Annotated in this window: 9 protein-coding genes; 1 reads left to right on the plus strand and 8 read right to left on the minus strand. The window is 72.7% G+C overall.

From position 1 onward, the window contains the following. Positions 1-330: 330 nt before the first annotated feature. The gene (locus QIT00_RS26485; RefSeq protein WP_282537919.1) at positions 331-702 is read left to right on the plus strand and encodes a DUF6479 family protein; all 372 of its coding nucleotides are present in this window, start codon (positions 331-333) and stop codon (positions 700-702) included. 104 nt (positions 703-806) lie between these two features. On the opposite strand, the gene QIT00_RS26490 is transcribed toward QIT00_RS26485, so the two are convergent. The 8 genes from QIT00_RS26490 to QIT00_RS26525 all read right to left on the minus strand — a co-directional run bounded on the left by QIT00_RS26490 (position 807) and on the right by QIT00_RS26525 (position 13,365). Continuing rightward, entirely contained in the window at positions 807-2,369 is a 1,563-nt protein-coding gene (locus QIT00_RS26490) for an FAD-dependent oxidoreductase (RefSeq protein WP_282537920.1), read from the minus strand. 105 nt (positions 2,370-2,474) lie between these two features. After that, a complete protein-coding gene (locus QIT00_RS26495) occupies positions 2,475-3,116 on the minus strand; it encodes an N-acetylmuramoyl-L-alanine amidase (RefSeq protein ID WP_282537921.1) in 642 nt (213 codons plus the stop codon). Positions 3,117-3,222: 106 nt separating this feature from the next. Then, entirely contained in the window at positions 3,223-4,239 is a 1,017-nt protein-coding gene (locus QIT00_RS26500; protein ID WP_282537922.1) for an acetamidase/formamidase family protein, read from the minus strand. Positions 4,240-4,426: 187 nt separating this feature from the next. Further along, entirely contained in the window at positions 4,427-5,875 is a 1,449-nt protein-coding gene (locus QIT00_RS26505) for an FAD-dependent oxidoreductase (RefSeq protein WP_282537923.1), read from the minus strand. Next, complete coding sequence (locus QIT00_RS26510; RefSeq protein ID WP_282537924.1) at positions 5,872-7,074, minus strand: MAB_1171c family putative transporter; 1,203 nt, start codon at positions 7,072-7,074, stop codon at positions 5,872-5,874. The genes QIT00_RS26505 and QIT00_RS26510 overlap by 4 nt, the downstream gene beginning before the upstream one ends. Continuing rightward, a complete protein-coding gene (gene xylB, locus QIT00_RS26515) occupies positions 7,071-8,588 on the minus strand; it encodes a xylulokinase (protein WP_282537925.1) in 1,518 nt (505 codons plus the stop codon). The genes QIT00_RS26510 and xylB overlap by 4 nt, the downstream gene beginning before the upstream one ends. Before the next feature lie 518 nt (positions 8,589-9,106). After that, on the minus strand, positions 9,107-10,468 hold the full coding sequence (locus QIT00_RS26520; RefSeq protein WP_282537926.1) for an SWIM zinc finger family protein: 1,362 nt from the start codon (positions 10,466-10,468) through the stop codon (positions 9,107-9,109). Next, positions 10,465-13,365, minus strand: coding sequence for a DEAD/DEAH box helicase (locus QIT00_RS26525; RefSeq protein WP_282537927.1), 2,901 nt, complete (start codon positions 13,363-13,365; stop codon positions 10,465-10,467). Before QIT00_RS26525 ends, QIT00_RS26520 begins: the two co-directional genes overlap by 4 nt. Between the last annotated feature and the right edge of the window lie 464 nt (positions 13,366-13,829).

The raw sequence follows: 13,829 nt of genomic DNA on the forward strand, positions 1-13,829 counted from the left end.
GCCGGCCGTATCGCTCCGGTCATCGTCGCCTCGCTCGTACGAGCCGACAACAGCCATGACGACAGCCATGACGACAGCCATGACGACAGCCATGACGACAGAAGCCGTGTCCGGACGGTGATGATTCGGTCACATGGGGTTCATGGGGTTCATGGGGTCCATGGAGTTCCGGGGCTCATGGGTTTGCCCCGGGGGGCGCCCGCTCCCTCAGCCCTCTTGCGCTGCCGCTGCCGATAATCCGCTGCGGAGTAAAATGAACGCTCGAGGAGGGATCGCTCGAGTTGATTACGGGAGGTGAATCGGTGCCCGGAATTCGGGTGCCCCGCCATCATGATCACGGCAACGAGTGAACTGTTCGACCTGGCTGCTTCCAGTGGCGCCGTCGGGCGTATCGCCGCATTCGTCGGTGGCATCGCCATCGTCGGCGGCCTGCTCGGGGCCTTCTGGCTGGGCAACAGAGTGCGAGACCGAGAGCCGCACCGACCTCGACCGGAGGAGCAGCCGAAGCTGCCCGCTACCGGACCGGTCCGAGAGATTCGAGAAGTGCGGGAGGCGGATGAAATGCCGCAGGCCAAGGAGGAAAGCGAGCGGCTCATGCCGTACGCACTCCATGCCTCACGTACGAGAAGGAGCGAGAATCAGACGCCACCTCGCTGGACTCCCGGAATGAGTGGATCCTTCGGCAGCGGTGGTCTCCGGTAGTTTCCAGGCACTGAAGCGAACTCCCCGAGGAACGCCTCGAACTCCCCGAATGATTCGGGGAGTTCGAGGCATCACAGGCATCATTACTCGGGGAGTTCGCGCCGCTATTCAGGGAGTTCGCGCCGTGCCAGCGGACGTGTGGCCGGGCTTTGCAGGACCGAGCCGTCCGTGGCGAACCGGGAACCGTGGCAGGGGCACTCCCACGTCCGCTCGGCGTCGTTGTAGTGCACCAGACAGCCGAGGTGGGTGCAGCGCGCGGAGAGTGCGGTGACCTTCCCGGTGTCGTCGCGGTGCACCGCGCAGGGCTTGCCGCCCAGGCGGACGACCGCACCGCCCCCGCGCGGAATGTCCGCAAGGGGCACGGCCTCGCCGGTGTGCAGCCGGTCCCCGATGAAGTGGCCCGCCACAGAGGCCTGCTGCGCGACGGCGTGGCCCGCCTCCCGGACCGGCGGCAGCCGGCGCGGGTCGTACAGCTCGGTCCACGCCGGACGCGGCCCGCCCGCGATGTGCGCGGCGAGAAGACGTCCCGCCATGACACCGTTGCTCATGCCCCAGCCGCCGAACCCGGTGGCGACATACAGATGTTGGCTGCCGGGATGTGCATGGCCCACATACGGCAGCTGGTCCACCGCATCGTTGTCCTGCGCCGCCCAGCGGTAGACCCGGTCCGCCTCCGCGAACCCCGGCAGTTTCGTGCACGCCCATGCGTCGAGCCGCTCGAAACGCTCCCGTACGCCACCGGCGCCCGGTTCGAATGCCTCGCCCGTCACGATCAGCAGCCTGCGCCCGCTGTCGTACGGGGCGCTGCGCAGCGAACGCGTACCGTCCTCCGGAGTGATGAACATGCCCACGGGCGCCGCCTCTGCCGGGACGGGTGCCGCGAGGACCAGCTCACGCCGAGGTTCGAGGAGCGTGAGCAGCAGCGTGCGGTCGAAGACCGGGTAGTGCGTGGCGATCACCGCGTCCCCCGCTTGCACCGTCACGCCGCCCTTGCCGCCCTCTGGGCTCTCGACCGTCAGTCGGCAGTGGGTGCCGTCGTGCAGGGCCGTGACGCGGGAGTGTTCGTGGATCCGTCCGCCCGCGGCCGTGATGCGCTCCGCGAGGCCGAGCAGGAACTTCCGCGGATGGAACTGGAGTTGACCGTCCACACGGACCGCGCCGGCGATATCGAAGGGCAGTTCCGTCTCCGTCACGAACGACGCGTCGAGCCCGGCCCGCCGCGCCGCGGCCGCTTCCTCCCTCAGCTCGCCGACGCGCTCCGGGTCCCGGAGGTACGTGACCGCGGGCATGCGCTCAAGATCCGCCTCGATGCCGAGGTCGGCGCAGAGTGTGACGGTCCGCTCGACGGCCTCCTGCTGCGACCGGGCGTAGAGATACGCCGTCTCGCTGCCGTGCTCCGTCTCGAGCCGCGCGTACTTGAGGCCGTGCGCCGCGGTCACCTTGGCCGTCGTGTGCCCGCTCACCCCTCCCGCGACCCGGTCCGCCTCCAGGACGATCACGTCGAGGCCCGCGCACACCAGCTCCCAGGCGGCGCACAGGCCCGCGATACCGCCGCCGATCACGGCCACGTCGGCTCTCTGATCGGACTCCGGTGGCGGGTGGTCCGTACCGGACGCGGTGACCATCCAGTACGACGCGTCCACGGTCGGTCGTTGCTGCGTAGCCATGTCGTCCCCTGACGGGTCTGCCGGCCTCCTCATCGTGGCACGTTCGTACATCCGCGGCATATCGGCGGTTACGGAGGGTGGTGAGCGCTCACTCACTTTCATGGGCTACAAGGAGTTCACCAGGTCCATGTAGTGGGACCAGTCCCAATGCGGCCCCGGATCGGTGTGGTCCGCGCCCGGCACCTCGTTGTGGCCGATGATGTGGTCCCGGTCCTTCGCGATGCCGTACGTGGCGCACAGATACGCGGTGAGCTCCGCCGACGACGCGTACATCGCCTCCGTGAACCACTCGGGCTGATCCACCCAGCCCTCGTGCTCGATGCCGACGCTGCGCGTGTTGTAGTCCCAGTTCCCGGCGTGCCAGCCGACATTCCGGTCCCGTACGCACTGCGCGACGTGCCCGTCCGCCGAGCGCACCACGTAGTGCGCGGAGACCTGGCGTTCCGGGTTCTGGAAGATCGCGAGGGTGTCGTCGTACGTCTCCTGCGTGACATGGACGACGACGAAGTCGACCGGGTAGGTGACGGGCCGGTTCGACGCCGTGTAGTTGGCGCTGCTGGCCGGGACCCACTCGGCGTCCGGGTAGTCGGCGGGGCGCCTCGGCGACTGCGGCTGTTTCCGGGGCTGCGGCAGGGCTTCGGTCCGGGTGGGGAGGAGGAGGGCGGCGGGGACGGCGGCGAGGGCGGCGCCCTGCAGCAGACGGCGCCTGCTCGGGCCTCCGGTGGGGACTCCGCGTGCGCGGTCCATGGGGTGACCTGCCTTTCCTGTGGGGGAGTTCAGGTGCGGGATGTGCTCCTCGGGTGGTGCGGTGGGGAGTTGTGGCCTTGGGAAGAGAGGCTGTGTGTGGGGGGGCTCAGAGAGAGGTGAGTGCGGCTGCCGCCTGGCGGAGGCGGGCGTGGGCCGCGCGGTGGGTCTCGCGCTCCGGCAGCCAATCCTTGCGGACCTTCGCCACGCTCGTGTAGTTCGTGTCGCAGACGTTGGCCAGCGGCGACTCCACCGCCTGCGTGAGGAACTGGTACGCGTCCATGTCGCTGAAGCCGTAGTCCCGCACCAGCCAGCGGACCAGGTCGAGTTGGGCGATCCGGAACGCGTCCTCAAGGGGGCGCGCGGAGCCGGTCGACACCAGATGCGTGTCGGACTCGATGCGCGGCCACGGCGTGGCCAGGTCCTTCAGGAGGTCGACGATCACGACGGTGTGCATGGCGCACTCGACGGCGACGCCGCAGGTCTCGCCCTCGCCCTGCCGCGCGTGCCCGTCACCCAGGCTGAACAGCGCGCCCTCCACGTTCACGCCCAGATAGCAGGTGACCCCCGCCCGCATCTCCGGCGTGTCCATGTTGCCGCCGTGCGCGTCCGGCACCAGGGCCGAGCGCACCTCCAGGTTGGCCGGCGCCACACCGACCGTGCCGTGCATCGGATCCAGCGGCAGGTCGACGGTGAACTCGCTGTCGTGCGCGGCGAATCGGGCCGTACGGCGCTCCCGGTCCAGCTGCCAGATCCACACCTGCTCCGGCAGCGGCGGCTGCAGCCCGGCCGTGGTGTGCGTGCCGGTCAGCGCCCCGAACAACGGCACCGTCGTCGACGCGGCCCAGTCGCGCGCCGGCTCCACGGACACGAAGTGCACCGCCAGCGTGTCGCCCGGCTCCGCGCCCTCGACGTGGAACGGCCCTGTCTGCGGATTGAGGTACGGGAACTCGCACACCTCGGACACCAGGTCCTTCTCGGACCGTACGCGCCCCCCGAAGCAGTCCTCCGTCCAGAGGTCGAGGACCGTGCCGGGTGCGATGCGGGCGACGGGCGGGGCGCCGCCGAACGTCCAGGCGTAGTCACCGGGTTCCGGACGTACGGTGAGGATCCTCGGGTCGCTCATCGCGGCACTGCTCCGCTCTGTCGTGGTCGTGGTCGTGGTGGTGGTGTGTGTGGGGGGAGGGGGGCCGTGCCGGGTGCACCTTGGTTGTGCCCGTACGGAACGCGGTCTACGCGCGTGCGTCGCCCGACGTTGCTCGAAGTCTGCCCGTGCGCACGCGTGTTGGTACCCGCTTCCCCGAAAACGGCCTCTACGCGCGCGTGCCCCCCGCGTGCGGTGCCTCGGGCCGGTCGCCGTTCCCGTACACCATCGCGCGTTCCTCGTCCGTCAACGGCGGTGCGGTGAGCGGTCGTTGGCTCGGCCCCCGCAGCGCCGCGAGGACCAGACCGGGGCGGAAAAGGCCCGTCGCCGGTGCCGAGAGCGTCATGACCTCCAGGAGGCTGCGCGCGGCGTACGGGCGGGATGTGGCCGTCGAAGTCAGCCGGTCGATGTACCGCTGACCGGCACGCTCCAGGAACGTCGGCCGCGGCCCGGTCGCCTCCGGGTAGAGCACGTCCTGCCCGGCCGCCATCTGCCACGCCATGTCGATCGGCGTGGCGACGGCCCGCTGCACCCGGCGCGCGAGCCCCGTCGCCTGCGGCCCGTTCCTGCGCAGCTCGGCCCGCAGCGCGAGGACGCCCTGGGCCGCCACCGACATGCCGTGCCCGTACACCGGGTTGTACGTCGCCACCGCGTCCCCCAGGACGACGAAACCCTCGGGCCAGGTGCGGCACTTCTCCAGAAAGCGGCGCCTGTTGTACGTACTGCGCGAGAGGGTCACCTCGTCGTCCAACGGCCGTGCCCGCGCGATGAGTTCACCGACCACAGGGTCGCGTACCTCGCGCGCGAACCCCTCGAACTCCGCCGCCGCCTGCGGAGGGTGCGCACCGCGCGTGCCGCACAGTGTCACCAGCCAGCGCCCGCCCTCGACCGGGACGATGATCGAACCCCTGCCGGGCTCCCCGGTGTTGGCCCGCGGCTGCACGTTGACCAGCGGGAAGTCCGCCACACCCGGCGGGGCCTGGTAGAGGCGGCTGGCGTAGAGGACCCCGGCGTCCACCTCCGCCTCGCGGACCGGGCCGATCCCGACCCCGGAAAGCCACTGCACCGCGCGCGTGCCGCGGCCCGAAGCGTCCACCACGAGGTCCGCCGGCAACTCCTGCACACCACGGCCGGGGGAGTGCGTCCGTACCCCGCGCACCCGGCCCGCCGACCCCAACAGGCCTGTCACCACGGTCTGTTCGAGCAGCCACACCTCGGGCAGGGCCAGGACCCGGCGCCGTACCCAGAAGTCGAGCAGGTCCCGGCTGCAGGAGATGAGGAACTGCATCTCCGTTCCGCCCCGCCGGAACCAGCCCTGCGGCGTCATCGACACCAGCGCGGACGGCAGCGGGATGCGGTGTGCGCCGGCGGCTGTCCAGTCGTCGAGGACGCCCGGTAAGAGGCTCTCGATCGCGCGGGCGCCGCCCGACCACAGGATGTGCGCGTGCCGCGCCTGCGCGAGCGAGCGGCGCGGCGACGGTCCCTGCGGCAGGGCGTCGCGCTCGACGACCGTGACCTCGTCCACCTGCTCGGCGAGGGCCGCGGCGGCCAGCGTGCCGGTCAGGCCGCCGCCGATGACCACGGCGCGGCGGGGACGAGGACGGGGAACGGTGCTCATACGTGTTGTCCTTCTGCTTCGGCCGCCTCCCGGCGGAACCGGGCCACGACCGTCGAATGGCGCATGGCCTGCGAGATCCTGCGCAGATCGGCCTCCTCGGCCGGGACCGCTCCGGGGGGCAGGCCGGGTCGCGCGGCGTCGTCACGGCCGGCGGCCTGCCGGTCCGGCGCGAGGCGTTCGAGCTGCGCGGCCACCGCGATCATCGCGGCCGTGCCCGCGAGCTCGGCGTCCCGCTCTCCGTGCCCGTCCCGGCGAGCGGCCTCCGCGGCCTGCTCGCGGATCCGCGCGTCCAGGGCGGGGCCCAGGCGCAGGAGCGCGTCGTGGATGGCCGTCTCGCGCTGCATCACGCGCAGCGTGAGCGACGTGAGCGGGCCGAGGGGCACCTCGTGCGGGCCGCTCGCCGACCGTGAGTCGAGCTCCCGCAGCAACGGCCCCAACTGCCGGTACGCGCGCCAGTCCCGCCACTTGCCGACCACCTGCGGGCCCGCCATCGGCAGCAGGAACCCGGCCGGACAGAGCGTGCCGCCGACGGCCGCGAGCGGCGGGCCGATCGACGTGCTCAGGACGTCCCAGTCGACGCCGTACCAGCGCGCCACCACCGCCGTCAGCTTGCACACCGCGTTCCCGAGCGTGATGGCGAAGGCGTACACGAGCAGCAGCAGCCCGGCCCGCAGCCAGCCCGCCGCCTTACGCGACCAGCGCAGGCACAGCACGCTCATGCCCACACAGAACGCGCCGTGCGCCACCAGGTAGAGCAGGATCATCTCCCTGATGTACGGGGAGTTGGCGTAGTACGTGTCGAAGTCCTGCAGCCGCTCCACGGGCGCGTGCCCCAGGAAGAACAGCACGAACAGCGCGACCGACACCGCCCCGAACCCGCCCGCGCACCAGCCGCTGACACGCCGCACCGTGGCCTGGTCCCCGCTGTGCCAGCAGATCAGCAGCACGAAACAGGAGGCGGACAGGGCGCTCAGGATCGAGTACGTCACGGGCGCGGCCAGATTCGGAACGCCGGACGCCGAGTTGACGACCTTGATGGTCGGCGGAGCAGCGAACGTGAACACAAGCCCGGCCAGGAAGATCAGCGTGCACAGCGACCAGAGCAGGGGATCGCGCCAGTTCCTGATCAGCGCGGGCAGCTTCAGGGCCAGCGCGAATCCGAGGACGTACGCCGGTATGTAGTAGTCGCCCGGGCTCACTCGGCCTCTCCCAGGGAGCGCCCCGGCGCACCGAGCAGCGGACCCGCGCCGTCGAGCACCGCCGCGAGCCGCTCCAGCGTCTCCTCGTCGCGGCGTACGGGCTCCAGGAGCGTTCCCCGCGCCGTGCCCCAGCGACGGGCCACCGCGGCCGGGTCCTCGCCCGTCAGCAGCCCGGCCGCCTGCGCGGCCGCGCCGAGCGCCACCAACTCGCGCGCTTCCGGGACCTGTACGGCCCGCCCGGACAACCGGCGCACGGTCTGCTGCCACGCCGTGCCGCGCGCCCCTCCGCCGATGAGCAGCAAGGGCGCGCCCTCGCCCGTACTCTCGCCGCCTGCCTGGCCCGCTTGACCTGTCTGGCCCGCTTGACCTGCCTGGCCGGTCTTGTCCCCGAGGACGAGGTCGAGGGCCCTGAGGAGCGCGTACGCCGCCCCGTCGTACGCCGCCTGCAGCAGCTGGCCGCCGCTCGTGTCGTGCCGCAGGCCGTGCAGAAGCCCGGACGCGGCGGGCAGGTTCGGGGTGCGTTCACCGTCCAGGAACGGCAGGAACGTCGCCCCGCCGGCGGGCTCGACCGCCTCACGGTCCAGGCCGAGCAGCGCCGCCACGCGGTCCACGGCGAGCGTGCAGTTGAGGGTGCAGGCCAGCGGCAGCCAGTCGCCGCGCGCGTCCGCGAAACCGGCCACAGTGCCTGACGGGTCCGCCGGACGCTCCCGCGACACCGCGTACACCGTCCCCGACGTGCCGAGGCTCAGCACCGGAGCGCCGGGCCGCAGCCCAAGACCGAGCGCGGCCGCCGCGTTGTCACCCGTACCCGCCGCCACCAGCACGCCCTTGGAGAACGGGAGTTCCGCACGCCCCCGCACCGTCCCCGCGACCTCACCGGGCCGCACCAGGCGCGGCAGCAACGCCGGGTCGAGGCCGACGGCGGACAGCACGTCGGTGTCGTACGACTCCGTGGCGGACGCCCACCAGCCGGTGCCGGAGGCGTCGCCGCGGTCGGTGGTCGCCTCGCCGGTCAGGCGCTCGGTGAGGTAGTCGTGCGGCAGCCGCACCGCCTTCGCCGCGGCCGCGGCCTCCGGCTCGTGCTCGCGCAGCCACGCCCACTTGGGCGCCGTGAACGCCGGGCCGGGCACGCTCCCGACGCGCCCCGCCCACCACTGCGCGCCGCCCAGCTCCTCGACGAGCCGGGCCGCCTGCGGCGCGGACCGTACGTCGTTCCACAGCAGCGCCGGCCGCACGGGACGGCCGTCCGCGCCGAGCGCCACCAGTCCGTGCTGCTGCCCGCCCACCGAGACCGCCGCTGCCTCGCGTGCGGCGCCCCCGCACTGCCGCAACGCCTCGACTAGCGCCTCCCACCACTGCTCGGGGTCGCTCTCGCGCCCCGCACCCGAGGACACGGTGTGCGGCGCCTGCCCGCTCGCCACGACCCGCCCGGTGGCGGCGTCCACTACGAGCACCTTGGTGGACTGCGTCGAACTGTCCACGCCCACGACAAGAGGTCCATCGGCTGCTGACATGACGGCTCCGATCGCGAGACGGCCTGCACGGGGGCGCCCCGATGTACGGCGGGGCGCCCCGGATACTAATGGGGTGCGTGCTGCGAAGAAACGGTGCACACCTGAGCGTTGGGCAGCGGCGGAGCTGGACGTACCCCGCGGCGCCGTCACGGGGGCCAGCCCCCGGTCCCCCGCTCCTCAAGCGCCGGAGCGGCTGATTTTCAGCCCCAGCCCCCAAAACTCAGCCCGTCCGGCGCTTGAGGACGAGCCCGAAGACCGATCGGGGCCGGGGGCGGAGCCCCGGGAGCTGTCCGCAGACCTTCAGAGGCGGGGAGGGAAAACGCACGCACGCGCCCCGCCTTTCGCCGGCACTGGTGAGGAGATCAACGAGAAGATCGGCGACGAGTACCCCGACCGGACCGAGGCCGCCGAGCAGCAGCTACAGGGAAGCTCGGCCCGACCAGGGCGAGTCGGAGTGCGGCGGCAACCCCGCCTACCGAAGTTCCGCCGCGCCCCGTGCAGTGACGTTCTTCCCGTCCTCACGCCTCCCCGGCGGCAGCCGCCAGCGCCGTCGCCGGGTCGTGTGCCGCCGGGCCCGCCGGGGTCCAGCGGCCGCGTTCCTTGCGGTAGGGCCACCAGCGGCCGTCCCGGCCGAGGCGCAGTTGGGTGCGGGCGCCGGGCGCGGTCCAGCGGTTGCGGGCGGCGCGCAGGGCGGGCCGCTCGTCCTCGTCCCAGGCCGACTCCAGCGCGGCACGCGCGCGTGCAGCCGATTCCGCCTGCGGCGTCCACTCCTCCTCCAGTACGGCGAGACCCGCCGCACCGCCCAACTGCCAGGCCCGCACGGCCAGCCGGAGCCCTTCCACGTCGCGTCCCGTGCCCTCGGCAACGCGCGCGAGCACCCGCAGGTCCGCATCCGGCCCGGCGTCCACGGCGAGCCGCACCGCGTCCTCCGCGGTCGTCGGCGGCGCCTCGGGCGCGGTGGGCCCATGGCCGGGCGCGAGCGCCTCGGTCAGCGCCCGGTGCGCCTCGGCCGCGGCCGCGACGGCCAGGAACTCCACGGCGGAGGCGTCCACTCCGGGCGCGGGCGCCGTCTCCGTGTCCAGGGACGGCGGCGTGCCGGGCGCCTCGGGCAGCACGGGGACCGGCGGCAGCGGGGGCAGGATGCCGCCCGTCGCGTACGCCTCGTCGGCCGGCACCCCCTCGGCCGCCTCGGGCTGCCGGGGTGCGGCGTCCCGCTCCGGCTCGTCCTGCGCGGCCCGCGCGACGCTGCGTACCTGCAACTCGTCGAGCAGCGCGCGCTCGCCCCGGCCGCGCAGCAGGAGCAGTACGAACGGATCCTGGTCGAGCAGCCGCGCCACCTGGTAGGAGAGCGCCGCGGTGTGCCCGCAGTGGTCCCACGCGTCACAGGTGCACTCGGGCTCCAGGTCGCCGATTCCCGGCAGGAGTTCGACACCGGCCGCCGCCGCGTCCTCCACGAGGTGCGGGGGCATCTCGCGGTCGAGGAGCGCCGCGATGTGCCCGGCCCGCTCGACGGCCATGTCGAGGAAACGGTCCCACTCGTCCGCACCGAGCTGCTGCAACAGCACGTCGGAGCGGTGCCCGGTGCCGTCCCGGTCGTTCACCACGGCGGTGATCCGCCCCGGCCGCACCGACACCGCACCCACCGCCCCCGAACGCGCAAGCCTCCGGCCCGCCTTGAGCTGAGCGGTGTCCAGCGCGGTGTCCTCCAGCGCCTTCAGCCAGGCCTGCCCCCACCAGGTGACGGCGAAGCCGCGCCCGTGCGCGGGCGGCAGCGCCGCGAACGTCCGCTCCTCCGCACCCTGTACGGGCCCGTCGTCGTACGACTCGTCCCGCTCCTCGTCGCCACCGCGCAGCTCGTCCCGCTCGTGTCCACCACTCATCGCGTGCCCCCTCGAAGCGCCACCAGGTCGGCCAGTTCCGCATCCGTCAGTTCGGTCAGGGCCGCCTCGCCGGAGCCGAGAACCGCGTCGGCGAGTTCACGCTTGCGCTCCAGCATGGCCGCGATCCGGTCCTCGATCGTGCCCTCCGCGATCAACCGATGCACCTGCACCGGTTGGGTCTGCCCGATGCGGTACGCACGGTCCGTGGCCTGCGCCTCCACGGCAGGGTTCCACCAGCGGTCGTAGTGCACGACATGCTCGGCCCGCGTCAGGTTCAGGCCCGTCCCCGCCGCCTTCAAGGACAGCAGGAACACCGGCACTTCACCGGCCTGGAACCGCTCCACCATCCGCTCGCGCTCAGCCACCGGCGTACCGCCGTGCAGGAACTGGCTCGGCACCCCACGCCCTGCCAGATGCCCCTCGATGAGGCGCGCCATCCGCACGTACTGCGTGAAGACCAGGACGCTCGCGTCCTCGGCGAGGATCGTGTCGAGCAGCTCGTCGAGGAGTTCCAGCTTGCCGGAGCGCCCCGGCACCCGCGGGCGCTCCTCCTTGAGGTACTGCGCCGGGTGGTTGCAGATCTGCTTCAGGCCCGTGAGGAGCTTCACGATCAGGCCGCGCCGCTCCATCCCGTCGGCCGCGGTGATCGCCGCCATCGTCTCGCGCACCACCGCCTCGTACAGGCCCGTCTGCTCCTTGGTGAGCGACACGGCACGGTCGGTCTCGGTCTTCGGCGGGAGCTCCGGCGCGATGCCCGGGTCGGACTTGCGGCGCCGCAGCAGGAACGGCCGCACCAGCCGGGCGAGGCGCTCGGCGGCGGCCGGATCGCCGCCGCCCTCCACGGCCTTCGCGTACCGGGAGCGGAACGTGCCGAGCCGGCCGAGCAGCCCCGGCGTGGTCCAGTCGAGGATCGCCCACAGCTCCGAGAGGTTGTTCTCCACCGGGGTGCCGGTCAGCGCCACGCGCGCGTGCGCCCTGATTCCGCGCAGCTCCTTCGCGGTCGCGGAGAACGGGTTCTTCACGTGCTGCGCCTCGTCGGCGACGACCATCCCCCAGGCGAAGCCCGCCAGTTGGGCCGCATCCAGGCGCATCGTGCCGTACGTGGTGATCACGAACTCACCCGCCGCCAGGTCGTCGAGGCTGCGCGCGCTCCCGTGGAAACGGCGCACAGGGGTGCCCGGCGCGAACCTCTGGATCTCGCGCTCCCAGTTGCCCATCAGGGACGTCGGGCAGACCACCAGCGTCGGCCCTGCGGAGGCCTCGTCCTGCTGCCGGTGCAGGTGCAGCGCGATCAGCGTGATCGTCTTGCCGAGGCCCATGTCGTCCGCGAGGCAACCGCCGAGGCCAAGCGAGGTCATCTGGGCGAGCCAGCCGAGGCCGCGCAGCTGGTAGTCGCGCAGCGTCGCCGCGAGCGCCGCCGGCTGCTCCACGGGCGCGGCCGCCTCCGGGTCCGCGAGCCGCTCACGCAGCCGCGCGAGCCACCCGGAGGGCTCGACCTCGACGCGCCGGCCCTGGACCTCCGTCGAGCCGGTGAGCGCCGCGCTGAGCGCGTCGACGGGGCTGATCTTGTGGTCCTGCTGCGCACGCGCGCGTTGTGCCTCTTCCGGGTCGAACAGCACCCACTGGTCGCGCAGCCGGACCACCGGGCGGTTGGCCTCCGCGAGCTGGTCGAGCTCCTCGCGCGTCAGCCGCTGATCGCCGAGGGCGAACCACCAGTTGAAGGAGAGGAGCGCGTCCGCGGACAGGAACGACGGCATGCCGTCACCGAATCCGCCGCCGTGGCCGGCATCGCCGGGAGCCTCCGCCTCCTCCGCCGGGCCGATCACCGCACGCGCGGTCAGCTTCCGGGCCAGCTCACGCGGCCAGTGCACGTCCACACCCACCGCGGCGAGCGTGCGCGACGCGGACCCGAGCAACTCCGTCACGTCCTCGTCCGCCAGCTCCACCGCGTCCGGCACGGCCGCCGAGAGCAGCGGCGCCAGCGGCGCCCACGCACGCGCGGCGCGGCGCAGCGCGAGGAGGGCGTCCAGGCGTGCCCGCGGCCCGAACGACCGTGCCGCGGGCCCCGATCCGGCCCACACGTCGGCCGCGTCGGCGACCAGAGCGGGGTCGCTGACGCTGTGCATCTGCAGCACGGCCAGGAAGGACCCGGGCGCCCCCTCCGCGCCCTCGCCGGCCAGCCCGGCGACCTCGACACGCAGCGACACGCGTACGCCCGCGTCCTGCCCCGCCGCCACATCGGCCGCCCACTCCCGCTGCTCGGGCAGCCGCAGCGGCGCCTCGGCCGCGAACGCCCGCTGCCCGGCGGCCAGTTCGGCGGCGGGGGAGCGGGGCAGCGTGTCGGCCACCGCGTCGAGGAAGGCACGCAGCAGCCGCTCCGGGTCGGGGAGGAGCAGGGGGCCGTCGGAGGGCGTGCCGCCGAGGGCCTCGGGTGCGGCGTGCGCCGTGGGTGGCATCGCGGCCGCCAGATCACGCAGCAGCCGCAGATCGTCGGCGGTCAGCGGGCCTACGCGCCAGGCGTCGTGGTCGTCCCCCGACAGGCCGGGCAGCAGCAGCCCGCGCGCGACCAGTTGAAGCCCCCACAGGGCAGCGGCACCCCAGAACACCGACGCGGAATCGGCCTCTTCAAGAGTGCGCGCCCGCGTCAGCACAGGGAGCGCTTCCCGTACGGACATGAACCGCGCGGGTACGCGTACGAGCTCCACGGCCCCGGAATCCGCGGGCAGGGCGACGGTCAGCTCCTCGACGGTGCCGATCTCGACCGCCGGTGGATCCTGGCCGTCGCTGTGCCAGAACGCCACACGGCCGGTTCGGGCCGGGGCTCCCGGCAGAAAAACGGCACTACAGAAGGAGAGTTCAAGGATCTCGGAGAGCGTGACTGCGGCTGGCCTGGGCACAGGGATGTCGAATTCCTCAAATTTGACTACCGAGCGAGTCGCCGAGGGTACTCCGCCACACCCCTGCCACGCGAACCCTTCCCCTGTGATGGTCGTCACTCCGCGTCGGGGGTGCGGCGGACCGTACCGCGCACCCCCGGAAGGCCCCCTTTCGTGCACGGGTGGTGGCGCCATGGTTGCGCATGGTCACACCTCCGTAGGTTCGAGAAGGGTCGAAGGAGGGCCCAGAGGATGGCCTGAGAAGACCGGGGGCGAGTGCTGCGAGTACCGGCCCGTCCGCGCATCGGGTAGCCCACCCAACCCATCCATCCATCCATCCGCCCGTCAGGCAGCCCGCCTCACCCATCCACGCGGCACACGCCCACCCTCATCGTCATCGCCCGGGGCCCGTCGCTTCAGTTCAGCAGGACCAGTTCACGCAGACCAGTTCACGCAGACCAGTTCACGCAGACCAGTTCACGCAG

Origin of the sequence: Streptomyces luteolus, assembly GCF_029968015.1 — a bacterium.
GTDB classification, from domain to species: Bacteria; Actinomycetota; Actinomycetes; order Streptomycetales; family Streptomycetaceae; genus Streptomyces; species Streptomyces luteolus.